The organism is Streptomyces sp. NPDC012794 (assembly GCF_042901085.1).
Lineage (GTDB): Bacteria > Actinomycetota > Actinomycetes > Streptomycetales > Streptomycetaceae > Streptomyces.
Window position 1 is genome coordinate 343,312 of record NZ_JBIBCI010000006.1, and the last position, 19,721, is coordinate 363,032.

Genomic DNA, 19,721 nt, shown 5'->3' on the forward strand with positions numbered 1-19,721 from the left:
TGCCGGCGTCCGAAACTTTGGCCAGGGGTATTCTCTGGCGATGTCGAATCAGTCAGTGGCGGCGGCCGTCGGTCTCGCCGGTGTGATGGCGCACTGCGGCGGAAGCCCGGTGGGTGCCGTCCAGTTTTTGGCCGGGGCCATGGCCTCGGCACCGGCGGCTCCCGAGCCCTATGCGGCGCTCGCCGAGTTGTGGCGGGACCGGCGCTCGGAACTGGAGGAGGGTCTCGAAGGGGCCGGCTCCTTGGGTGCCGTGCCGGCGCAGGCGTACTTCTTGTTCCTTGAAGGGGACATGGACGACGCGGCAATGGCCCTCGGCTCGGTCACGGGTGTGCGGCCCGACGTGGCGTGGGGCGCCGCACCCTGGTTCGGCGATGCTCGCTTCCTCGGCGCGGTGGGTGCCCCGGCGCTGGCCGAGGCGTGTCTGCGGGCGTTGGACTACGGCCACGACCTGGACTCCGACGAGATGCGGGAGCGGTTCGAGCCCTGGTTCCACGCCCTCGACGTGGTGTCCGAACGGAATCCCGTGCCCGAGTCGCTGGCCGCCATGGCCCGGCTGCCCCGGGCCTGCGGCCGGTACGACCTGGCCCTCGCCCTGTGCGACCGCGCCGATGCCGTCGACCCGGTCATGTGGACCGCAGTCGCACGAGCGGCCACCTGGCGAGCGAGGGGCGACCTGCGTCAGGCCGCTGCGGCCTTCGAAGCCGCCCTGCTCCTGGACCGCGCCAACTGGTCCCTCTACCTGGACCTGGCGGACGTGCGTGCCGAGCAGGGCGACTTCGCCGCAGCCGTGAGCCTCGTTGAACAGGGCCTGGAACACGGACCGCACGAAGTCACCCCGCGCGCGGCTCGCGCCGCCTACCGCACGCGCCTTGCCGGCTCGCCCGATGACCTGAGGGCCCTGATCGCCCTGGCGCCGGAGCTCACGAACACGACGTACCGGCAGCTGCTCATCGACTACGCGTGCGCGGGGCCGGATCTGCCTGCCGGACTCGTTGCCGAGGCCCACCGCGTCGGCCGGTCGAACCTCTGAGTTCGCTCAATCCGGGGTTGGGTGCCCCCCAGGTCAGGGCATCGTGCCCGCACCAGCGGAACGCAGAGGAATGAGGGAACGGTATGGAAGTGGTCCTGACCATGGCGGTGGTGATCCTCGTGGTGTCCTTCAAGCTGCTGTGGGGGCGCCCGCGGCGGCGCAAGACCCGGTGGGGCGACGGCGGTGGTGACTCCTGCGGCGGCGGATCCTCGTGCGGCTCGTCCTGCGGAGGCGGTGGAGGGGGCGGCGGAGGCGGTGACTGATCCCGGTCAGGATCCGGGAGCGGGCCACGGGACGTCCGTGGCCACCGGCGCGGTGTAGTCGACGCCCGGGACGGAGAACCCGTACAGGCGCCGGACTTCGGCACGGAACCAGTCGAGGTCGGCGAGACCCGCGATGGTGCCGGTCGTGGCGGCCTCCCAGCGTTCGGCGACGGCCGCCTGGACGTCGTCGGCGAGCTCCCAGGTGTCCAGCCGGATCCGGCCTTCCTCGTCCTGGACGCTCGGGGCCGCGCCGGTGAGCTGGTCCCACAGGCCGGCGAGCTGATGGACCGGCGGCACGAGGCCCTCGCCGAGCACGCCGCGCAGCAGACCGGTGTACAGGGCGATGCCGGGGATGGCGGTCGAGGACTGTGTGACGGCGGCGCCGTTGACGGAGGTCACGGCCCGGCCGCCCACCGTCTTGCCGAGGCGCTGGTCGAGGGTGCGGGCGGTGGCCTCGAGGTGGGCCTTGGCCGCGCCGATGGTGCCCTGCCGGTAGATCGCCGCCGTCAGCGGCGAACCGATGTACGACAGCGCGGCGGTGGCGAAGCCCTCGGCGAGCAGACCCCGGCCGGCGAGGTGGTCGATCCAGCGTTCCCAGTCCGCGCCGCCCATCACGGCCACGGTCTGTTCGACGTCGTCGCCGCCGGCCGGACCGGTCTCGACCTCGCGGACCTCGGGAGCGCCCCGGTCGTCGAAGACCAGGGTCTTGGTGCGGTTCGGCCGGCCGATCGGCCTGAGGACGGAGGCGTAGGTGGTGCCGGTGTCGGGGTCGGTGCGGCGGGGCGCGGCCACCGAGTACACCAGGTAGTCCAGGCGGCCGCCGAAGCGCTGCTCGATGAGGTCGGCGACCTGGTCCTTCATCGCGTCCGAGAACGCGTCGCCGTTGAGGAAGACCAGGTCCCGCCCGGCGCTGCGGGCGAGGTCGGCGGTGGCCGCGGTGCGGTACCAGCCGGCCGTGGCGGTACGCCGCTCGGTGGGTGCCTTCTCGAAGGAGACCGCGATCCCGCGGATGCCGGCGCGCTTGAGCCCGGCGAGGGTGGCGGCGAGGCCGTACCCGGCGGAGGAACCGATGACGAGCGCCACCGGCCCGGGGTCCTGCGGCACCGCCGCGGGAGCGGGGCACGCCCGCCACATGTCGGTCACCACCTGGCGGCAGCCCGCCGGGTGGGAGTCGAGGAAGAGGAATCCGCGGTTGCGGGGGGTCAGAACGCGCTCGTTCACGAAGGCAGTCCCTGGGTCGGCCGGGAGGAGGACGCGGCGGTCAACCGGCCGCCGCTGCCTGCAAGTCTGCGCCGGCACCCTCACGGGCCGCAGCCGTGCCAGGGGACAACGATCACGAGTCGATCTTGGAGTGTTCCCATCACTCCCCGTACCGAAGGCCTCCCCGACACGCGCCCCGTGAACCCCCGTCCCGCGGGGCGCGTGCCGGGCGGCCGGCCGTCAACGGGCCTTGAACGTGAAGTTCTTGACCGCGGCGGCGTCGAGGTTCCAGAACGTGACCATGGGCTTGGAGTCGATGTTCAGGAAGCCGTGGGGGAGCGGGATGCCGGCCGCCCCGCCCACCTCGTCATTGGCGGTACGGCTGTGGAACGCGACGGTCAGCGACGTCACGGTGCTGGTCTGCTCGCCGGCCCGGAAGAGGCGCACCCCCGCGTACGCCTTCTCGCCCGGCTTGATCGTGGCGAGCGCGCGAGCCGGCGACTCCATCGGCGGAGGCGGGACCTCGTCGGCGGAACGGAAGCGCACGATCGGATAGAAGTAGAGCGTGCACGGCTTGGCGCCCGTGTTGACCGCCGTCAGGAACAGGTTCTGCTCGCTGTCCTGCCGCTCGAACGCCCCGGTGATCGAGACGTGCGCGTCGGTGCAGGCCGCGGCCGTGCCCTTCCCGTCCCCCGCATCGCTCCCGGTCCCCGGCCCGCCGGACTTGCCGGGCGCCGGCGAGCCCTGCGCACTGGTGGGCGTGCCGGGCGTGCTCGGTGTGGCGGACGGGGAGCCGGGCGCACTCGGCGGGCCGGAAGTCCCGCCGGGGGCGGGGGAAGCGGTAGTGCTCGGGGAACCGGACGGAGTGGCGGAGGCCCTCCCCGGGCCGGTGCCGCCGGCCGCCTCACAGGCCGTGGACGACAGGAGCGCGGCGACCGCCGCGACCCCGATGACACAACGCTTCGATCTGCTGCGAGCAGCTCCCATGGTGAACCCCCGATAGTGCCTTCACACGCTTGCGACGACCTTCCGAAAGCTTGGCGCACGGCGGCCCCCGGGCGCGCCCCACCAGGGGTTGATCATCCGCTGCCACCAGTGGGGTAGACGATGTACCACCCTGGTTGTACGAGTGTCCGGACCAGGCCGTCTAGGCTCTCGCCATGGCATTTCGGGGAGGGCGGTGGGGAACCGTACGCGCGGTGCTCCCACAGGTGGCCGACACGGTCTACGCGTTCGGGTCACTGGCGATATCGGCATCGATGCTCCACAACTGGCCCGACCCGCACCACTATTGGCGCACCCCCGACGCCCTGGCCTACGCCTTGATCGCGGCCGTGTACCTTCCGCTGGCCGTACGCCGCCGCGCACCCCTCCTGATCCTCGCCACCACCGCCGCGGCCGTACTGGTCTACTTCACCCTGGCCTACTACCACCCGGTCGCGGTGTGCGGTCTGGCCCTGGCCAACTACACCGTCGCCGCCCACCGTCCGCGCACCGTGTCCGTGCCCTGCACCGTCACGACCTGGCTGGTCCTGCTGTGGGGGACCAGACTGGCCGAGCCCGGCATCGGCATGCTGAGCGTCGCGTTCGTCACGGCCACAGCCGCCGTCACCTGGGTGACCGGTGACGTATCGCGGCGCTTCGCCGAACGCGGCCGCCGCCTGGCCGCCCTGACGGAGCAGCTGCGCCGCGAGCAGGAGGAGCGGACGCGCAGGGCCGTCTCCGACGAGTGCATGCGGATCGCCCGCGAACTCCACGACGTCATCGCCCACCACGTCTCCGTCATCTCGATCCAGGCGGGACTGGCCGACTACGTCTTCACCACGGACCCCGCGACCGCGCACCAGGCCGTCGGCGTCATCTCCGGCAGTGCCCGTGACGCCGGCGAGGAGATGCGCCGGATGCTCGCCGTCCTGAGACACGGCGTCCAGCACACGGCGTACGACCGCACCGGCACCCTCCCCGACGCGGACGGTACGCCCCCGGGCCTGGCACGTCTGGAGGAACTCGCCGACCGGGTCCGGGCAGCGGGCGTTCCCGTCCGGATCACCGGAGGACTCGCCGAACCGCTGCCCGCCGGCCTGGACATGTGCGTATACCGCGTCGTCCAGGAAGCGCTGACCAACGTGCTCAAGCACGCGCCCACCGCCACGGCCACCGTGTCCCTCTCGCGCGGCCGCGGCTCCATCCGCGTCCGCGTCACCGACGACGGGCCCGCCCGGCCCCGGACCGAGGAGCGGGACGGCCCAGGTCACGGCTTGCTGGGCATGCGGGAACGGGCGACAATCTACGGGGGCACCGTCACGGCCGGGGCCCGCTCACAAGGGGGATTCGAAGTCGATCTCGTCATGCCCGTACCGGAGCCCTGACGACCGATCGGCCGCGAGGAGAGCCGTCGTCCGGGGGAGTGCGTCCATCATGCCGAAGGTTCTCGTGACGGACGACCAGATCCTCGTCCGCTCAGGGCTCGCCGCGCTGCTCCGGGCGGCCCCGGACATCGAGGTCGTCGCCGAGGCCGAAAGCGGCGAGGAGGCCGTGAGGCTGTCCGCCGAACTCCGTCCGGACGTGGTCCTCATGGACATCCGCATGCCCGGCATGGGAGGCATCGCGGCGACCCGCGCCCTTGTCGGGCAGACGCCCGTGCCGAACCCCCGGGTCATCATGCTCACCACCTTCGACCTGGACGTGTACGTCTACGAAGCGCTCCGCGCCGGAGCCAGCGGGTACCTCCTGAAGAACACCCCGCCGCAGCGGCTCCTGGCGGCCATCCACACCGTCCACGCCGGAGACGTGCTGCTGAGCCCCGCCGCCCTCACCGAACTCATGAAGGCCTGCGGGGCCGGCCCGGGACGCGGCGGCCGCCCGCGCCCCGGACTCGACGCTCTGACCCCGCGCGAGATCGAGATCCTGACCCTGGTCGGCAGGGGCCTGTCCAACACAGACATCGCCGGACGGCTCGTACTCAGTCCGGCGACCATCAAGACGCACGTCCACCGGTGCATGAGCAAACTGGCCCTCACCAGCCGAGCCCAGGCCGTCGTCTTCGCCTACGAGGCGGGTCTCGTCACGGCATGACGCTGTTTCCGGTGCGCATTCTCCCCTTCTCCGGGGTGTGGAGAACGCAGTCGTCGGGAAGGAGAATGCCACGCGGCGATCCGTCGTCGGTGAGCTCGCCGCGGAAACAGATGGCCGGTGATCATTGGCCGGCAGGTGCGGACAGGTGATTCACCCCGGGAGGCGGACGGATTGTCCGTCCGGTCGGGTATTCTTGCCCGCTTGTTCTTTTTCTTGGCCGAAAGTGCGCTCTTTGAGTCGGTGTCGGGCGCAGGCGGCGGTGAGGGCCGGGTGCCGGGTTCAATTGGCCCGGGCGTAGCGGACCTTGCCGGTCCAGATCCGTTCGAGCCGGACGCGGGTGCCGGGCTTGGGCGCGTGCCAGATCTTGTTGTGGCCCGCGTAGATGCCGACGTGGCCGATGGTTCTCCCGTAGGGGAAGAAGACGAGGTCGCCGGGGGCGCGCTGGGTGCGCGGGATGTGGAGCGTGTTCTCGTACTGGGCTTCGGCGGTACGGGGAAGGCGTCGGCCGGCCTTCCGGAACGCGTAGAGGGTGAGGCCCGAACAGTCGAATTCCCTCGGGCCGGTGGCGCCGTACACGTAGGGGGAGCCTTCTTTGGAAGCCGCGATTTTGACGGCCTTTATGCCGTAGAGGGATGCGGCCTGGGCCGGGCTGGCGGGCGCGAACATCGCGGCCACGGAGATCGCGAGGAGAAAAACGGGGGAGCGATGGCTCTTCCAGCAATTTTTTGTTTTCGGCAATCGTGATACCTCCGCATTCAGATACAGGACAGGGCCGTGATGGCGACTGTTCTCGGTGACTGCGTATTGGCTCCCGACGACCGCCCATTTTGCACGACGTGTCCGCCCCCGAAGGGCCGGACACGACGTGAAAAGTCTCGGTTAAGCAAAAGACTCCGAGATGATATGCATAAACATTGTCCTACCATTCCCCCGTTCGTCTCACAGCAGTTTGCCCAGAGGGCCGAGGTCGATGTTGAGGTCCTCGGGAGCCAGTCCGAAGCGCGTCCGCAGGAGATCCATGCGGTCTTCGAGCAGCATGAGGGTCTGCCCGAGCCGTTCTTCCTGGTCCTCGGTCAGGTCGCCGGCCTCGACGCGCCGCAGCGCCTGGCGCTCCATGAGCTGCCGCAGGAGCTCGATCACGGTCAGCACGAGGCGGCCCAGCTCGCGTTCGACGGTATCGGGGTCGAGCTCCACTCGTCGGGGCGTGCTCACGGGCTCACCTGCTTCCAGGGGGAGGGCACGGCGTCGTTCACCGAGCTGATGAGGGCTTTGAGGTCGACGCGGACGAGGTCGATGCCGGCGATGCCCAAGGTGATGTCGCCGGCCAGGACCACCCCTCCGGCCAGCAGCCGGTCCAGCAGGTCCACGAGCGCGACCTCCTCGCCGGTCACCGCTCCCGCCCGCGCCGTTCGGCGGCCGTCTGGGTGAAGGAGTAGGGGACCCAAGGTCCCGTGACCTCGCCGCGGATCCCGGACGGGAGGTCCGAAGGGCCGGGGACGGCGTCGAGGAAGGCCTCCCGGGCCTCTCGGGGCACGAGGTACGCGGCGTTCAGGACATTCGCGTCCCGCACCCCGGAGAGTCCGGCCTGCTGCGGGGGGTGCAGGACCGATTCGCTCGCCCTTTCGGCCAGCCGCCGGTGCACCCGCTCGGCCGTTCCGGCGGCCAGGCCCGCGCGTTCCTCGCGGCGCCGGCGGTCGACGAGGCGCCGCTGGAGATAGCCCCGCCCCGTTCCCGGCCCGGCGGCGGACGGGTCCGCCGACGTACCGGGACCGCCCTCGGCGGGGGAGCGGGAGGCCCCGGCCGTCGTCGGCGCGGGGGAGTGCGCCGCGTACAGCTTCACGCCCCACTCCTCGGTGTCCGCCAGCCGTTCCAGGGCGCACGACAGCCGGTCCCGCCCCTCGGCCAGGAGCCTGCGCACTCCCTCCTCCCCGCGGCACACCGTGGCCAGCCTCAGCGGAACCGTGGTGAGGGAGCGGCCGACGTCGGCGACCACCCGGTGGTGCCGCCGGGCCAGCGCCGACAGCCAGTCCAGGTCCTCCAGCCGCCGGCGCAGCGGGGTCTCGCCGAACTCGGCGGGGTCGACCGGGGCGACCACCGCGGCCAGCACGCCGTCGTCGACGACCCTGAGACTGGAGCCGTCGGGGCCGCAGGAGGCCAGGGAATCCGGGGCTCCCGGCCCCGGGCCCGACTCCACGACGGTGTACACGTAGAAGAGTTCCGGCTCGCTCATGCCCGCTCCTGACGCTCTTCCAGCTCCGCCACGCGCCGGCGCAGCTCCTCGTTCTCCCGTCCGAGCTCGCGCCCGCGTGCCGCGGAGGAGAGGGCGGGATCCTGCTCCCACCAGTCGATCCCCATCTCCTTGGCCCGCTCCACCGAGGCCACGACGAGACGCAGCTTGATGGTGAGCAGTTCGATGTCGAGGAGGTTGATGCGGATGTCGCCGGCGATGACGATCCCCTTGTCCAGGACTCGTTCGAGGATGTCGGCGAGATTGGCGCTGGGTCCGCTGTCGTACGTACGCGGCAGGCCGGAGGGCGTCGTCATGACCGGCGGGCCCCCTCGCGGCGGCCCGCGTATGCCGGCGCGGGCTCGGCCTCCTCGTCGTGGGCCTCGACCTGGTCATCCGGCCCGTACTCCTCCTCGTACTCCTCGTACTCCTCGTCGTCCTCGAACTCGCCGTCCTCGAAGGCGTAGTCACCGTCGGACGGTTCCTCCGCAGCGGCGTACGCCCCGTCCTCGCGGTCGGCTGCGTCCTCGGCCGGGTCCACGGCGTCCTCCTCCCTGGGCGCGACGGCCCCGTCTTCCTCGGTCCGGCCGCCTCGGCCTTCCGGCTCCCCTTCCTCGAGGGCGAGGAACCGGGCGTAACCCCTGAGGTCTCCACGGACCCGGCGGCCCGGGGCCCCGCACAGGCGCGCCGCTCTCTCGACCACGCCCCGGGGGTGGTGTTCGACGGCCAGCAGGACCCGGGTGAGCCCGTCGCCGAGGGCGTGGAAGGTGACCACCCCGCGTGTCGTGCCGCGGGCGCCTTCAGCGGTCCACGCGATGCGCTCGCCGGGGATCCGCTCGGTGACGCGGGCCGTCCGGGACCGGAAGGTCCCGGTGCGGCCACCACCGGGGGACTTCCGCAAGCCGCGGTAGCGGGTCCACTGGTCGTAGGCGTCCTGGGCCTCGACGCCGACGTCGACCGACTCCAGGACCAGGGCGGCCCCGCCACCGCTCCCCCCGCCGCCCCGGCGCCCGGGGCGGCGGCGCGGGACGAGGGACCTCAGCCCCGGGCCCTTGCCCGACGCGATGTCGTCCAGGTGCGCCGCCGAGCGTCCGAGGCCCCTGCCCGCGCCGGCCAGGAGCCGCTCGGTGCGGGTCATCAGGTAGGCCTCCAGCTCCCGCCTGACCCGGTCGGCGGCGGGGCTCTCCCCGAGCCGGCCGAGGAGGCCGGACCGCGGCTCAGTCATCGTCGCCCCCCTCACCGCCGCCGGCCGCCCGCTTCGCCGGCCGACGCCGGCCGGACCCGCCCGCGGACGCCGACCCGCCGCGCGCCTTCCGGGCGGGAGCCGACCGGGACGCCCCCTTGCGGGTGGTCGTCCGGCGCGCGGGACGGGCCTCGTCCGGCCCGTCCCCTTCCCCGTCATCGCCGTCGGCCGGGGCGGGGCCCAGGCCCGCCAGCCGCTCCCGCACGTCCTGGGTCCGGTCGTGCAGCCGGTCGGCGACGGCCTCCAGCTGCCGGTCCACCAGCAACCCCACCGCCGCGGACCCGACTTCGCGCAGGTCCTCGCGCAGCTGCTCGCCCAACTCCACGAACCGCGGGTGCTCCTTGAGACGGCTCGCCAGGAAGGAGGCGAGGACCTCCGCGTCCGGCTTCAGCCTCCTGCCCATCACCAGCGTTCCCACGGTGAAGGCGAGCCTGGCCTTCCTGGTCCGTCCGAGCAGGTAGCCGGCGCCCACGGCCAGGCCCATCGTCACTCGGTCGTCCATCGCGTCCGCGCCCCGCCTTCCAGTCGTGCCAGGAGCTCGTCCTCCCGGCGGTCGAACTCGGTCTCGTCCACTTCGCCCGATTCGAACGCCTCCACCAGCCGGGCCAGCTCCCGGTGGACCACGGCCGGGTCGTAGTACTGGCGCTCGGCTTCCTCGACCACCTGCCGCAGTACCCAGACCGTCCCGCGGAGCGGGGCGGCCGGCAGCAGCAGTACCTCCGTGAGCAGACCCATGGTCAGTCCGCGTCCGCGAAGCTGTAGGACGGCAGCGGCCCCGTCACCTGCACGCGCAGCCGCTCGTGCTCCTCGTGCAGGTGGCGCACCGCCGCCAGGAACTGCTCCCGCCGCTCGCGGGCCACGAGGAACGACAGGTTCGCCAGCCACCCCGTCCCCTCCGGGCCGTGCCGCAGGGCGGCCGCGTACGGGCGCAGCGTCCGCTCGACCAGGGCGGCGTCCTCCCGCTCCTGCGCGGACACGGCCCGGGCGACACGCTCCCCGAAGGCCAGCTTCTGTTCGTGCGTACCCCCGCCCGCCGCCCGGTTGGCCTGGTGCAGGGCACGCAGCTCCGGATCCGCGCCGATCACGTCGAAGAGCACGGCCTCCTCCTCGTGCGAGGCCTTCACGTTGAACTCGTCCTTGCCCTCCAGTTCCGCCAGCCGCTCCAGGTAGCGTTCCTGACGCCGCTCGAGCACGGAGGTGACGGTGTCGTCGTCGGGGGAGACCCCGCCGAAGCGCAGGGGCAGTACCGGCCCGGTGCCGCCCGCCTGGATCACCACCCGCTGGTGGGCGAGCAGATCGCGCCGCTTGGCCCTCAGCTCGGCCGGCGCGTCACTGACCAGGGCGACCAGCTTCCCGCCGCGCACCGTGCGCACGGGCAGTGGCGGCTCTCCCACGCCCTCCAGGGTGTCGGGCAGGTCCTGACCGGCCCGGGCGATGCCGTAGACGTACGTACTCATTCCTTCTCCTCCCGGCGGGTGGTGGTGCGCCGGCTGCGGGGCCGGCTTTCGGTCTTCTCCTCCGAGGCGTCCTCGCGGGCCTGGTGGAACGCGTCCGAGATCGTCTGCGCGGCCCCGCTCAGCGCCCCCTTCGTCTTCCCACGGGCGCCGGACTCCGTGATCTCCCCGACGAGGTCGGGCAGGCCCGGGCTCTTGCGCGGCCCGGCCTCCAGGTCGAGACGGTTGCACGCCTCCGCGAAGCGCAGATAGGTGTCCACGCTCGCCACCACCACACGGACGTCGATCTTGAGGATCTCGATGCCGACCAGGGAGACGCGTACGAACGCGTCGATCACCAGGCCGCGGTCCAGGACCAGTTCGAGTACGTCGTAGAGGCCGCTGGAGCCGCCGCCCGAGGCGGCGGGAGCGGGCTGGGCAGGCATGACAGTCATAACTTCCGGTTCCCTTTCGTCACTTGGGGACGGGGACGGGACAGCGGGGGACGGCGGCGCGGAGCGCACCGGCTCAGCGGCGGTCCGCGCGGCCCCTCTCGTACCGGCTGGTACGCCGGTACCCGACGAGCTCGCCCTCGGCGTCGAGCTCGACCTCGTACGAGGCCAGCAGGCTCATCGTGTCGGGAACGCGGGCCAGTTCGAGGACCTCGACCGCGAGGTGCCAGACGCCGTCCTCGCCGCGTTCGCAGCGGCTGACCCCCTCGGCGGGCTGCGACAGCAGCTCCGACAGCTGCTCGATCGCGACCCTGATCACCGAAGCGGCCCTCAGGGGTCGTGCCCCCCGGCCCGCCTTCTTCTCTTCTCCGTCGGATGCGTTGGCCATGAATTCCTCCTGGCGCGTATGTCCGTCCGAGCCGCCGCCAAACGGCCCGGCACCGCCCGCTCCCGGCACAGGGGCGTCAGAAGCCCGCCTGCGCCGATCCGTTGGAGCCAAACCCGCGGTACGCGACGCGGTACGCAACACCGCGCCCCGCGGGGTGTCACCTCTCCGTTCGCGGGCACCCGCGTCCGTATGACATCGAACACAACGGCGGCCTCGCTCTGGGCCGCGGAAACCGGACCCGCCCTGCTGCACCTGCTGGTGATGGCCTTCGCCGTGCTCGTCCTCTGGGTCAGCCTCGCCCGGCACAGGTGAGCCCGTCCGGCGGCGGGGAGCGGTGGACGGCCCCAGCCGCACGAGACCTCGTCAAAGGATCCCTCCCGTGTTGTTCTTGGCACTGCTCGTACCGCCGCTGATGATGTGTGCCGTCCTCGGGCTCGCCCGCTACGAGGAGCGCATGCTGGGGCCGTCGACGACCGGCAGGCACAGACGACGTAACGACCCCGCTCCGGGCGCACCCGCCCCCGGCGCCGGACCGCTCCCCGCGCCCGCCTCCGTGCTCCCCGGCCGGCGGGGCGCCGCACGCGGCCGGCAGGGACGGCGCGTACGGCGTGAGGACCCGTGCCGGACGGCCGCGCGCCGGACCGCCCGCACCCCGCGAACGCGCCCCGCACATCCCCTTCCCGACCTACGCTGAGGCCGCGCCGCTCATCCCTGCCGCGCTCCCGCGGAAGAGGAAGCCCAGCATGCACCAGCCGCCGAACTCCGGCCCGCCGGACGGGCCAGGCTTCCGGACCACCGACGTGGACGTCGCCCGGGACTGGCTGAAGGCGGCCTACGGGACGAGCCTGCGCATGAAGACCCCGGCCCGCGACAGCGCGTTCCGGTACTCCCGCACCCACGCCGGCCCCGTGTCGCTGAGCACCCTGTCCCTGGCCGCCGAGTACGCCTACGCCACCGGCCCCCTCGGCGCGGTGGCCGTCACGCACGTGGTCGGCGGCCGCATGGCCGGCGAGTGCGCGGGCGAGGTCACCCCTGCCGGGCCCGGTGACGTCATGGTGATCGCCCAGCCCCACCTCCCGTACGCCGGACGGGTGTTCTCGGCCGAACTGCGTGCCGTGACGGTGCCGCTCGCGCTGCTGGAGGAGCTCGCGGGCCGCCCGGCGGGCACGGCGGCCCGTCCGTTGCGCTTCACCCGCTTCACCCCAGTCTCGGACGCCATGGCCGGCCAGTGGAAGCGGACCGTCGACTACGTCGAGGCGAGCGTCCTGTCGCTGCCCGCGGGCGGCGAGCCGCTGCTGATGGACGCCGCCGCCAGGATGCTGGCCGCGACCGTCCTGGCCGCCTTCCCCACCGACGCCCGGCCCGACCCCGTCCTGGCGGACACCCGCGACGCGACGCCGGAGACCGTCCGCCGGGCCGTCGCCTTCATCGAGTCACAGCCGGCTTCCGAGATCGGCCCGGCCGAGATGGCCTCTGCCGCCGGTGTCACCGTCCGCGCCCTCCAGTACGCCTTCCGGCGCCACCTCGGCACGACCCCGATGGCCTACCTGCGCCGCGTACGCCTCGCCCTGGCGCACGCCGACCTGGTCGCGGCGGACCCCCCGCAGGACACGGTCACGGCCATCGCCCACCAGTGGGGCTTCCACCACCAGGGGCGCTTCTCCGCCGCCTACCGCGCGGCCTACGGAGTCCCTCCCCGGCACACCCTCGCCGGTTCCTGAGCGGCCCCGGGCCCCGCCCCCGCCGTCCGCCGGCGCCGTCCCGGGCCCGGGGACGAGGAGGTGCTCACCCCGCTCCGCGACCTCCAGCCCGGCCTCCCGCAGGATCACGCCGAGGGCCGTCCGGAGCGCCTGGTGCAGGCCTGCCAGGGAGGTGAACCGGGACAGGTCCTCCTCGTGGCCGTGCACCTGGACGGTCGGCCGCAGCACCTCACGGGCGACCCACCCCACCAGGACCCCTTCGGGGGCCGTCCACACGCGCAGGCCGTCCCCCTCCCGGACGGACGTGTCGAAGCCGGCCCGGGCCAGGACGAGGCGGACCCGCTCACGGTGCTCGCCGTGCCCCTCCTCGGGCGGCTCGGAGGTCGGTACGGCCGGTGTGGATGGCATGCACCTACTTCAGCGACCCGGGGCCCGCGGCGAAAGCCGCTGCGCGAAAGATCTGATGGCGGACAGCCGGAAAACGAAGCGGCCGTCCGAGGGCACCGTGTGAGACCGGACATGCGGGGCAGGCGGGTGTCACGCAAGGCAACCATGCCCAGCCGATCGGAAAGGACCACTCTTCATGACCGAGAACGTGTGGGGCTACCACGAGACCTCCGGCCGCCTTCAGGGCGTCGACCTGAGCGGATTCAAGGTCGAGGCGGTCGACGGCGCCATCGGCAAGGTGGACAAGCATTCGGACGAGGCCGGCTCCGCGTACATCGTGGTCGACACCGGTCCGTGGATCTTCGGCAAGGAAGTCCTCCTGCCGGCCGGCACCGTCTCGCGGATCGACGTGGACGAGGAGAGGATCTACGTGGACCGGACGAAGGAGCAGATCAAGAACGCTCCGGAGTTCCACCGGGAGAAGCACCTCGGGGACAGCGGCTACCACGACGAACTGGCGGCCTACTACCGGTCCGGCGGCGCCTTCGGGGGCCGTCCCCTCTGAACCGGCGCGAGGAGCACCCGAGATGAGCGAGCGCAAGAAGCAGCACCGCACGACGACCCCGCCCTCGAAGGCCCCGGGGGAGAGCGGGGACCAGGAGGCCCGCAAGGAAGCCGAGGATGCCGTCGTACCGGGCGGCAAGGACGGCGAGGCGGGAGACGCCCTCAGCCCCAACACCGACGCCCAGCGCCGTACGGCCGCACGCGACCGCCGACGCTGACGGGTACGACCGCGCTCCCCGGTGCCGCCGAGGCACCGGGGAGCGCGGTCGTACGCCCCGGCTCCCGGAGAACGGGCCCGCCGGGGTCCCGGTACGCACGCAGACGGTGGCCGCACACCGTTCCGGGGGGAAGGAGGACGGAGTGCGGCCACCGCTCTCGGGCGTCGCCACACCGCTCAAAGGGGCTACGCACCGACATCCCGCGTGTGTCCCGTCCCCGCGATCCCAAACCCCCCGCCCGCCGCCGGTTCCGACGTGCGCGTACGGGCGGCTGCCAGCACCATGGCCTGTGCACACACCGCCGGACGACGGGGCACCGCCGCGCCGTGCGGACACCCCACCGGAAAGGCAGGCCCGTCATGAGTCCCGCCGTTCCAGAGGACCCCGAGGGACTCAAACTGCTGATCGCCCGCGAGGTCGCCGCGCTGCGGGCCGCCGCGGGCCGCAGCGCCGGGGTCCGGCGCGAGGACCCGGCCGCCGCCCCGCAGCCTTCGCCGGGCGATGAGCCCGCCGCGCGGGCCTGCCCCTGCGGGGGCAGCGAGGACCGGGGCCACAGCTGCGGCGACGCCGGCCAGGAGCACGACCCCTGGGCCTGCGTGTGCGCCACCCTGCCCGCCATCCCGGTCTCGGCCGCGCTGCTCGCCCCCGTCGAGGACGCCGACGGCCGCACCGCCGACTTCGTCGTCCGGGCCGGGAACCACGTCCGGTCCGCGGAGTGGCTCGACCCGCCCGACCGGCAGGTCGGCAGCCGGCTGCTCGCGGCCCGGCCCGGCGCCGAGGCCGGCGGTCTGCTCGCCGCGCTGACGGACGTCCTGCGCACCGGCCGGGCCCTCAAGGCGCACCCGGTGGACTACACCGAATGGCGGGGCGGCCGGCTGCACCGCACCACACTGCTCTACGACGCGGCGTCCTGCGGCGGCCAGGTACTGGCGACCTGGCGGCCGGCGCACGCGCACACCGAGCTGATGTCCCTCGAAGCGCAGTACATCGCCTCCATGGGGTGGGCCCACTACGACCTGCTGGCCGGGGCCACCACCTGGTCCGACGGCCTGTGCGCGATCTTTCGTACGGGACCGGAGGACCGGATGACCCTCACGGACCTGTGCGACGCGGTGCTCGTCGAGGACGTGCCCCGGTTCGGCCGACTGCTCAGGGAACTCTTCGACGGCGAGGAGCCCCCCGGCACCGACATCCGCTTCAGCGTCCACGGAGACGCCCGCACCCTGCACGTGGTCGGCCGGCCGGTGATCGACACCCACGGACTGCCCTGGGCGATCCACCTCATCGTCCGGGACCTGACCCCGCAGGTCCGCAGCAGGCAGCGGCTCGCCGCCAGCCGGCAGCAGACCGAGAGGCTCCGCGAGGAGGCGGCGGCCGAGCGGAGGGTCGCCGCGGCGCTGCGTGAGGCGCTCCTGCCCACCCACTCGTCGCGGATCGCCGAGCTCGGGTACACCGTCGCGGCGGCCTACCTGCCGGCCGAGCCGCACGCCGCCGTCGGCGGAGACTGGTACAAGTGCCGGGTCCTGCCGGACGGCCGGATCCTGCTCGCGGTGGGGGACGCCTGCGGCCACGGCCTCGGAGCGGTCGCCCGGATGGCCCAGCAGCGGCATGCGCTGGCCGGTCTCGCCCACGCCCCCGGAACCGACGCCGGGGACCTCACCACCTGGCTGAACGAACTGATCTGCGCCGACCCCTCCGGCGAGACCGCCACCGCCGTGATCGGGCACATCGACACCGCCCGGCGCCTCACCTGGGCCTGCGCCGGCCATCCGCCGCCCCTCCTGCTCCGGGGAAGCGGCGCGGCGGCGCTGGACACCTCGCACCGGGGCCCCCTGCTGGGCCTGCTGCCCGGGGACGGCTACGCCACGGCGACGGTCGACCTGCTGCCGGGAGACGTGCTGCTCCTCTACACCGACGGCCTCGTCGAACGCAGGGACGAGGACCTGGGGGAGAGCATCGCCACGCTGGGACGGCGCCTCGCCACCTGCTCGGGCCTCGGCGCCCAGCGCGTCCTCGACACCCTGATGGACCTGTACGGGCGGGAGGACTTCGCGGACGACACCTGCCTGGTCGTCATCGAGGTGCGCTGAAACCGACGGGCCCGCTCCACACGGAGGGGCCCGCTCAACGGCCGACGGGCCCGCTCAACGCCGCACGGCGCTGCCGGAGAGCAGCCGGGAGGCCTCGATCTCCGCCCACACCACCTTGCCGTGCGCATGGGCCTCGGCACCCCAGCGGTCGCAGAGACGGCCGATGATGTGGAGCCCGTGCCCGCCCGGGACACCGCGCCGGGGGGACTCCTGGGGCCGCGGCATGGCCGTGGAGCCGTCGAACACCTCGATGCGCAAGGCGTCACCCCGGGTGAGGACGAGCTCCACGCAGCCGCCGGCGTGCAGACCGGCGTTGGTCACCAGCTCGGAGACGACGAGGAGGGTGTCCTCCGAGGTGTCGGTTCCGTTCCACTCCCAGTCACGCAGCGCCAGCCGCGTGAAGTCGCGCGCCTTCGCGACCTGACCGGGAACCCCGGCCAGCGCCAGGCCTCGGCGCTGGCCCGCCGCCACCGGCCGGGGCGGATGGCCGGTCTCCGATCCGCTGCTCTTCACTGTGGTCTCACCCCCGCCGTGGGACACGGCTGTCTTCTCGTGGCGACCGCTCGGGCCGCTCCCGGCTGTTTCCGTCGGTTCCATCGGTTTCCGGACGGTACGTATGCCCCCTGGCCGGCCGGCGACACCCGGCGGGTTCCGTCCCCCGGCGACTTCGAGTGCCGGGACAGTTTACGGGGGCCGGGCTCTCAGAAGTCGGCCACGCGCATTCTCAGGGTGAGACCGGAGCAAGTGGCACGGATCTCGACGAGGTCGCACAGCTGGTGGATCATCCACAGACCGCGCCCGCCGTTGACCGAGGCGAGTGCGGGGCGGCGGCGGCCCGCCAGGGGATCGGCCAGGTGGCCGCCGTCGCGTACCTCCGCCACCACGTCCAGCTCCGCGGTGGTCCACAGGCGCAGGGTGCCGTGGCCGCCGCCGTGGGAGAGGGAGTTGGCCGCGGCCTCGCTGACGGCGAGCACGAGGTCACCCCGGCGGGCCGGAGCGAGGTGGGTCCCGAGGGCCCACGCCTCGGTGAACTCGCGTACCCGGGCGAGCTCTCCACGCGCGTAGTCGAGGCTCACCGCTCCCGGAGCCGGTTCGGGGAGCGGGACGTCACAGTCGCCGCTGACGACCGAGGCGTCGGTGTAGGCCGGGCTCACCAGCTCGCGGCCCTTCTCCACGACCGTGGGATGCGTACGCCGGGCGTCGGCCACCACCGTCGCGGCCAGACCGGCCACGTCGTACGGGCACAGCACGGACGCGTCACGGCCGGCGAAGGCGGTGTTGATGAGCGCCTCGTGGCGCGTGGCCTCCAGCACCTCGGCCTCCGTCCGGCCGGGCCAGATCGGTTCGCCGACGATACGGGCCGGCCGGCCCGCGTGCCGTTCGGCGAAGTCCCGCAACGCGGCGAGGATACGGCCGGGGTTGCGGCCCAGCCGCGTCATGTCCACGTACTCGACGCCCGACGCGGCGCCGCCGAGGCTCTCCCGCAGCGGACCGAGCCGGGGACCGGGTACGGCGACCAGGACCGGCTCGTCCGCTTCGAGGGCGGTACGTACGAAACCGCCCACCCCGGCCAGGTACTCGTCGGGCCCCTGGTAGAAGAGCGCGGGATGGTGGAAGGCCCCGGGGGCGTCGGCCGCAGGAACGGTGATCATGCTGCGACCTCCAGCGCGGCGCATTCGTCCGGGAACATCTCCACCACCTTGCGGAGCGAGTACGGGGGGTCGTGGAGCAGCAGGCAGCGGCCTTGCCCGCGGAAGGCGGCCGACGCCCGCACCAGGGCGGCCACGGCGGCGGCGTCGAGGAAGCTGACCGCCGCCAGGTCGAGATGGACGACCCGTCCCGGCATCAGGCTCACGGAGGCCAGCGCCGCACCCAGCGCACGCCGGGAGTCCAGGTCCCCGCTGCCGCTGAGGCGCGCACCGGCCCGGTCTCCAAGAGGTACGGCTGTCAAGGCCACCATGACTCCTACGGGGTGAGCATCCCGGCGCGCAGCCGGGCCAGGGTGCGCGACAGCAGCCGCGAGACCTGCATCTGGGAGATCCCGAGTTCGGCGCCGATCTCCGCCTGGGTCTTGTCCTGGCCGAACCGCATGCTCAGGATCAGCCGGTCGCGGGGCGCCAGTTCCCGCAGCAGCGGAGCCAGGGTGTGGAAGTCCTCGAAGAGCTCCATGGCGGGATCGAGATCGCCGAGCTTCTCCGCCAGCGCGCGGGCGGGGCGGCCGCTGCCCTGGTCCTCGTCCGTCTCGCCGGCGTCCAGGGAGCCGCTGGTGTAGCCGTTGGCGGCGACCAGGCCGTCTATCACCTCTTCCTCGGACAGCCCGAGGTGATGGGCGACCTCCTTGACCGTCGGCGCCCGGCCCAGGGTGTCGGTGAGCGCCTCCTGCGCCTTGGCCAGCTCGGAGCGCAGCTCCTGGAGCCGGCGCGGGACGTGGACGGCCCACGTGGTGTCGCGGAAGTGCCGCTTGATCTCCCCCGTGATGTACGGCAGCGCCAGCGTGGAGAACTCCACCTCGCGCTCGGGGTCGTAGCGGTCGATGGCCTTGATCAGGCCGATCGTGCCGACCTGGACGATGTCGTCCATGTCGAGACCCCCGCCGGCCGCCCGGGCCCGGAAACGGCGGGCGGCGAACTGCACGAGGGAGAGATTCATCTCAATCAGGGTGTTGCGCGCGTACTGGTACTCCCGCGTCCCCTCCTCCAGGGCACGCAGCCGCGCGAAGAACAGCCTGGACAGCTCCCGGGCGTCCCCGGGCGCGATCTCCCGGGGCTGCTCCACGAGGGGGAGCAGGGCGTCCGACGGAGGCTCGGCCCCCGTGGCGGGGGCGCATGCCGGAGCCCTGTGGTCCGTCGCACGAGCGGGGCGTGTGAATTCGGCCGAACGAAGCATGGTGGCCGTTCCCTCCCTGTTGTCGATGGCTGCCGCTGCCCCCCTGCCCCGAGATCCGCGCCTTACACGGTCCATGACGAAGAGAATTCTTCCGCGGGACGTGCCGCGCGGCGGCGGCGTCGTCCCCGGGGGATCGAGGATGCATACTCCCTTGCGGAACCAGTGCATGTGAAATCCGGGGAGGCGGACATGACCGGGGCAGAGGAAGTGCGGGGCGACGGCGTGGTCGAGGCCAGTTACCCGGCGGGACAGGGCTGGGTCGTCGCGGCGCGCGGGGAACTGGACCAGGACACGCTGGCCTCGCTCGAGGAGGCGCTGACCGCCGCCGCGGACCGGCACCGGGTGGTGGTCCTGGACGCGAGTTCCGTCACATTCGGCGACTCCTCCTTCCTCAACCTGCTCCTGCGGGTGCACCGCAGGACCGGGCTGCGGATCGCCTGTCCGGGCGACCAGCTGCGCCGTCTGTTCGCCCTGACCGGGGCCGATACGGTCCTCTCGCTGCACTCCGACGTAGAGGGCGCCCTTGCCCCGTGAGGCCGGTGGACTCCCCAAGCGGGGTTAGCCT

At 72.9% G+C, this 19,721-nt stretch carries 27 protein-coding genes; 10 read left to right on the forward strand and 17 right to left on the reverse strand.

The genetic code is table 11. The features are described 5' to 3' along the window. Positions 1-40 precede the first annotated feature (40 nt). Both ACFY7H_RS14965 and ACFY7H_RS14970 read left to right on the forward strand, forming a co-directional pair. Positions 41-1,030 carry a tetratricopeptide repeat protein gene (locus ACFY7H_RS14965; protein WP_388938025.1) on the forward strand — a complete coding sequence of 330 codons (990 nt, stop codon included), beginning with the start codon at positions 41-43 and terminating at the stop codon, positions 1,028-1,030. A gap of 83 nt (positions 1,031-1,113) precedes the next feature. After that, positions 1,114-1,293: a hypothetical protein gene (locus tag ACFY7H_RS14970; RefSeq protein WP_388938027.1), complete on the forward strand. Its 180-nt coding sequence runs from the start codon at positions 1,114-1,116 to the stop codon at positions 1,291-1,293. Between the two features lie 6 nt (positions 1,294-1,299). On the opposite strand, the gene fabV is transcribed toward ACFY7H_RS14970, so the two are convergent. Both fabV and ACFY7H_RS14980 read right to left on the reverse strand, forming a co-directional pair. Next, positions 1,300-2,514, reverse strand: coding sequence for an enoyl-[acyl-carrier-protein] reductase FabV (gene fabV / locus ACFY7H_RS14975; RefSeq protein ID WP_388938029.1), 1,215 nt, complete (start codon positions 2,512-2,514; stop codon positions 1,300-1,302). A gap of 219 nt (positions 2,515-2,733) precedes the next feature. After that, positions 2,734-3,480: a DUF4232 domain-containing protein gene (locus ACFY7H_RS14980; protein WP_388938030.1), complete on the reverse strand. Its 747-nt coding sequence runs from the start codon at positions 3,478-3,480 to the stop codon at positions 2,734-2,736. 173 nt (positions 3,481-3,653) lie between these two features. Here ACFY7H_RS14980 and ACFY7H_RS14985 point away from each other — a divergent pair, with 173 nt between their 5' ends. Together ACFY7H_RS14985 and ACFY7H_RS14990 are read left to right on the forward strand one after the other, a co-directional pair. Further along, positions 3,654-4,862 (forward strand): sensor histidine kinase, encoded by a 1,209-nt coding sequence (locus ACFY7H_RS14985; RefSeq protein WP_388938031.1) that lies wholly within the window; start codon positions 3,654-3,656, stop codon positions 4,860-4,862. A gap of 49 nt (positions 4,863-4,911) precedes the next feature. Continuing rightward, entirely contained in the window at positions 4,912-5,568 is a 657-nt protein-coding gene (locus tag ACFY7H_RS14990; RefSeq protein WP_388938033.1) for a response regulator, read from the forward strand. A 279-nt stretch (positions 5,569-5,847) separates the two neighbouring features. Here ACFY7H_RS14990 and ACFY7H_RS14995 read toward each other — a convergent pair whose 3' ends face one another. The 11 genes from ACFY7H_RS14995 to ACFY7H_RS15045 all read right to left on the reverse strand — a co-directional run bounded on the left by ACFY7H_RS14995 (position 5,848) and on the right by ACFY7H_RS15045 (position 11,311). Further along, positions 5,848-6,234 carry a C40 family peptidase gene (locus tag ACFY7H_RS14995; RefSeq protein WP_388938133.1) on the reverse strand — a complete coding sequence of 129 codons (387 nt, stop codon included), beginning with the start codon at positions 6,232-6,234 and terminating at the stop codon, positions 5,848-5,850. A gap of 273 nt (positions 6,235-6,507) precedes the next feature. Next, on the reverse strand, positions 6,508-6,780 hold the full coding sequence (locus ACFY7H_RS15000) for a gas vesicle protein K (protein ID WP_388938035.1): 273 nt from the start codon (positions 6,778-6,780) through the stop codon (positions 6,508-6,510). Continuing rightward, positions 6,777-6,959: a gas vesicle protein gene (locus ACFY7H_RS15005; RefSeq protein ID WP_388938037.1), complete on the reverse strand. Its 183-nt coding sequence runs from the start codon at positions 6,957-6,959 to the stop codon at positions 6,777-6,779. The genes ACFY7H_RS15000 and ACFY7H_RS15005 overlap by 4 nt, the downstream gene beginning before the upstream one ends. Continuing rightward, positions 6,956-7,798 carry a GvpL/GvpF family gas vesicle protein gene (locus tag ACFY7H_RS15010; RefSeq protein ID WP_388938039.1) on the reverse strand — a complete coding sequence of 281 codons (843 nt, stop codon included), beginning with the start codon at positions 7,796-7,798 and terminating at the stop codon, positions 6,956-6,958. The genes ACFY7H_RS15005 and ACFY7H_RS15010 overlap by 4 nt, the downstream gene beginning before the upstream one ends. Beyond that, the gene (locus ACFY7H_RS15015; RefSeq protein ID WP_388938041.1) at positions 7,795-8,112 is read right to left on the reverse strand and encodes a gas vesicle protein; all 318 of its coding nucleotides are present in this window, start codon (positions 8,110-8,112) and stop codon (positions 7,795-7,797) included. The genes ACFY7H_RS15010 and ACFY7H_RS15015 overlap by 4 nt, the downstream gene beginning before the upstream one ends. Next, positions 8,109-9,020 carry a hypothetical protein gene (locus ACFY7H_RS15020; RefSeq protein WP_388938042.1) on the reverse strand — a complete coding sequence of 304 codons (912 nt, stop codon included), beginning with the start codon at positions 9,018-9,020 and terminating at the stop codon, positions 8,109-8,111. The genes ACFY7H_RS15015 and ACFY7H_RS15020 overlap by 4 nt, the downstream gene beginning before the upstream one ends. Then, entirely contained in the window at positions 9,013-9,540 is a 528-nt protein-coding gene (locus tag ACFY7H_RS15025) for a DNA primase (RefSeq protein ID WP_388938043.1), read from the reverse strand. The genes ACFY7H_RS15020 and ACFY7H_RS15025 overlap by 8 nt, the downstream gene beginning before the upstream one ends. Then, positions 9,525-9,773 (reverse strand): gas vesicle protein GvpG, encoded by a 249-nt coding sequence (locus tag ACFY7H_RS15030; RefSeq protein ID WP_388938044.1) that lies wholly within the window; start codon positions 9,771-9,773, stop codon positions 9,525-9,527. Before ACFY7H_RS15030 ends, ACFY7H_RS15025 begins: the two co-directional genes overlap by 16 nt. Positions 9,774-9,775: 2 nt before the next feature. After that, positions 9,776-10,495, reverse strand: coding sequence for a GvpL/GvpF family gas vesicle protein (locus tag ACFY7H_RS15035; RefSeq protein WP_388938046.1), 720 nt, complete (start codon positions 10,493-10,495; stop codon positions 9,776-9,778). Then, positions 10,492-10,926, reverse strand: a complete 435-nt coding sequence (locus ACFY7H_RS15040) for a gas vesicle structural protein GvpA (protein WP_388938048.1) — start codon at positions 10,924-10,926, stop codon at positions 10,492-10,494. Before ACFY7H_RS15040 ends, ACFY7H_RS15035 begins: the two co-directional genes overlap by 4 nt. A gap of 73 nt (positions 10,927-10,999) precedes the next feature. Next, positions 11,000-11,311, reverse strand: coding sequence for a gas vesicle protein (locus ACFY7H_RS15045; protein ID WP_388938050.1), 312 nt, complete (start codon positions 11,309-11,311; stop codon positions 11,000-11,002). 189 nt (positions 11,312-11,500) lie between these two features. On the opposite strand from ACFY7H_RS15045, the gene ACFY7H_RS15050 reads away from it, so the two are divergent. The 5 genes from ACFY7H_RS15050 to ACFY7H_RS15070 all read left to right on the forward strand — a co-directional run bounded on the left by ACFY7H_RS15050 (position 11,501) and on the right by ACFY7H_RS15070 (position 16,270). Continuing rightward, complete coding sequence (locus ACFY7H_RS15050; protein WP_388938051.1) at positions 11,501-11,623, forward strand: hypothetical protein; 123 nt, start codon at positions 11,501-11,503, stop codon at positions 11,621-11,623. Positions 11,624-12,054: 431 nt separating this feature from the next. Next, positions 12,055-13,032, forward strand: a complete 978-nt coding sequence (locus ACFY7H_RS15055; RefSeq protein ID WP_388938053.1) for an AraC family transcriptional regulator — start codon at positions 12,055-12,057, stop codon at positions 13,030-13,032. A gap of 562 nt (positions 13,033-13,594) precedes the next feature. Beyond that, complete coding sequence (locus ACFY7H_RS15060) at positions 13,595-13,963, forward strand: PRC-barrel domain-containing protein (protein ID WP_388938054.1); 369 nt, start codon at positions 13,595-13,597, stop codon at positions 13,961-13,963. 22 nt (positions 13,964-13,985) lie between these two features. Continuing rightward, on the forward strand, positions 13,986-14,180 hold the full coding sequence (locus ACFY7H_RS15065) for a hypothetical protein (RefSeq protein ID WP_388938056.1): 195 nt from the start codon (positions 13,986-13,988) through the stop codon (positions 14,178-14,180). A 359-nt stretch (positions 14,181-14,539) separates the two neighbouring features. Continuing rightward, positions 14,540-16,270, forward strand: coding sequence for a SpoIIE family protein phosphatase (locus ACFY7H_RS15070; RefSeq protein WP_388938057.1), 1,731 nt, complete (start codon positions 14,540-14,542; stop codon positions 16,268-16,270). A 54-nt stretch (positions 16,271-16,324) separates the two neighbouring features. Here the strand turns inward: ACFY7H_RS15070 and ACFY7H_RS15075 are convergent, their stop codons facing one another. From ACFY7H_RS15075 to ACFY7H_RS15090, 4 genes are all read right to left on the reverse strand, one after another. Further along, positions 16,325-16,783 (reverse strand): ATP-binding protein, encoded by a 459-nt coding sequence (locus tag ACFY7H_RS15075; RefSeq protein ID WP_388938059.1) that lies wholly within the window; start codon positions 16,781-16,783, stop codon positions 16,325-16,327. Between the two features lie 188 nt (positions 16,784-16,971). Further along, a complete protein-coding gene (locus tag ACFY7H_RS15080; protein WP_388938061.1) occupies positions 16,972-17,922 on the reverse strand; it encodes an anti-sigma factor RsbA family regulatory protein in 951 nt (316 codons plus the stop codon). Further along, positions 17,919-18,230 (reverse strand): STAS domain-containing protein, encoded by a 312-nt coding sequence (locus ACFY7H_RS15085; RefSeq protein WP_388938064.1) that lies wholly within the window; start codon positions 18,228-18,230, stop codon positions 17,919-17,921. The genes ACFY7H_RS15080 and ACFY7H_RS15085 overlap by 4 nt, the downstream gene beginning before the upstream one ends. Positions 18,231-18,235: 5 nt before the next feature. Then, positions 18,236-19,156, reverse strand: coding sequence for a SigB/SigF/SigG family RNA polymerase sigma factor (locus tag ACFY7H_RS15090; RefSeq protein ID WP_388938065.1), 921 nt, complete (start codon positions 19,154-19,156; stop codon positions 18,236-18,238). Positions 19,157-19,345: 189 nt separating this feature from the next. On the opposite strand from ACFY7H_RS15090, the gene ACFY7H_RS15095 reads away from it, so the two are divergent. Next, positions 19,346-19,690: an STAS domain-containing protein gene (locus ACFY7H_RS15095; RefSeq protein ID WP_388938067.1), complete on the forward strand. Its 345-nt coding sequence runs from the start codon at positions 19,346-19,348 to the stop codon at positions 19,688-19,690. Positions 19,691-19,721: the final 31 nt, after the last annotated feature.

Excerpts from the sequence above, each read along its gene's own strand:
- ACFY7H_RS14965 (WP_388938025.1), top strand. The coding sequence starts at position 41 with ATGTCGAATCAGTCAGTGGCGGCGGCCGTCGGTCTCGCCGGTGTGATG.
- ACFY7H_RS14970 (WP_388938027.1), top strand. The coding sequence starts at position 1,114 with ATGGAAGTGGTCCTGACCATGGCGGTGGTGATCCTCGTGGTGTCCTTC.
- ACFY7H_RS14980 (WP_388938030.1), bottom strand. The coding sequence starts at position 3,480 with ATGGGAGCTGCTCGCAGCAGATCGAAGCGTTGTGTCATCGGGGTCGCG.
- ACFY7H_RS14985 (WP_388938031.1), top strand. The coding sequence starts at position 3,654 with ATGGCATTTCGGGGAGGGCGGTGGGGAACCGTACGCGCGGTGCTCCCA.
- ACFY7H_RS14990 (WP_388938033.1), top strand. The coding sequence starts at position 4,912 with ATGCCGAAGGTTCTCGTGACGGACGACCAGATCCTCGTCCGCTCAGGG.
- ACFY7H_RS14995 (WP_388938133.1), bottom strand. The coding sequence starts at position 6,234 with ATGTTCGCGCCCGCCAGCCCGGCCCAGGCCGCATCCCTCTACGGCATA.
- ACFY7H_RS15010 (WP_388938039.1), bottom strand. The coding sequence starts at position 7,798 with ATGAGCGAGCCGGAACTCTTCTACGTGTACACCGTCGTGGAGTCGGGC.
- ACFY7H_RS15015 (WP_388938041.1), bottom strand. The coding sequence starts at position 8,112 with ATGACGACGCCCTCCGGCCTGCCGCGTACGTACGACAGCGGACCCAGC.
- ACFY7H_RS15020 (WP_388938042.1), bottom strand. The coding sequence starts at position 9,020 with ATGACTGAGCCGCGGTCCGGCCTCCTCGGCCGGCTCGGGGAGAGCCCC.
- ACFY7H_RS15025 (WP_388938043.1), bottom strand. The coding sequence starts at position 9,540 with ATGGACGACCGAGTGACGATGGGCCTGGCCGTGGGCGCCGGCTACCTG.
- ACFY7H_RS15030 (WP_388938044.1), bottom strand. The coding sequence starts at position 9,773 with ATGGGTCTGCTCACGGAGGTACTGCTGCTGCCGGCCGCCCCGCTCCGC.
- ACFY7H_RS15035 (WP_388938046.1), bottom strand. The coding sequence starts at position 10,495 with ATGAGTACGTACGTCTACGGCATCGCCCGGGCCGGTCAGGACCTGCCC.
- ACFY7H_RS15040 (WP_388938048.1), bottom strand. The coding sequence starts at position 10,926 with ATGACTGTCATGCCTGCCCAGCCCGCTCCCGCCGCCTCGGGCGGCGGC.
- ACFY7H_RS15045 (WP_388938050.1), bottom strand. The coding sequence starts at position 11,311 with ATGGCCAACGCATCCGACGGAGAAGAGAAGAAGGCGGGCCGGGGGGCA.
- ACFY7H_RS15050 (WP_388938051.1), top strand. The coding sequence starts at position 11,501 with ATGACATCGAACACAACGGCGGCCTCGCTCTGGGCCGCGGAAACCGGA.
- ACFY7H_RS15055 (WP_388938053.1), top strand. The coding sequence starts at position 12,055 with ATGCACCAGCCGCCGAACTCCGGCCCGCCGGACGGGCCAGGCTTCCGG.
- ACFY7H_RS15060 (WP_388938054.1), top strand. The coding sequence starts at position 13,595 with ATGACCGAGAACGTGTGGGGCTACCACGAGACCTCCGGCCGCCTTCAG.
- ACFY7H_RS15065 (WP_388938056.1), top strand. The coding sequence starts at position 13,986 with ATGAGCGAGCGCAAGAAGCAGCACCGCACGACGACCCCGCCCTCGAAG.
- ACFY7H_RS15070 (WP_388938057.1), top strand. The coding sequence starts at position 14,540 with ATGAGTCCCGCCGTTCCAGAGGACCCCGAGGGACTCAAACTGCTGATC.
- ACFY7H_RS15080 (WP_388938061.1), bottom strand. The coding sequence starts at position 17,922 with ATGATCACCGTTCCTGCGGCCGACGCCCCCGGGGCCTTCCACCATCCC.
- ACFY7H_RS15085 (WP_388938064.1), bottom strand. The coding sequence starts at position 18,230 with ATGGTGGCCTTGACAGCCGTACCTCTTGGAGACCGGGCCGGTGCGCGC.
- ACFY7H_RS15090 (WP_388938065.1), bottom strand. The coding sequence starts at position 19,156 with ATGCTTCGTTCGGCCGAATTCACACGCCCCGCTCGTGCGACGGACCAC.
- ACFY7H_RS15095 (WP_388938067.1), top strand. The coding sequence starts at position 19,346 with ATGACCGGGGCAGAGGAAGTGCGGGGCGACGGCGTGGTCGAGGCCAGT.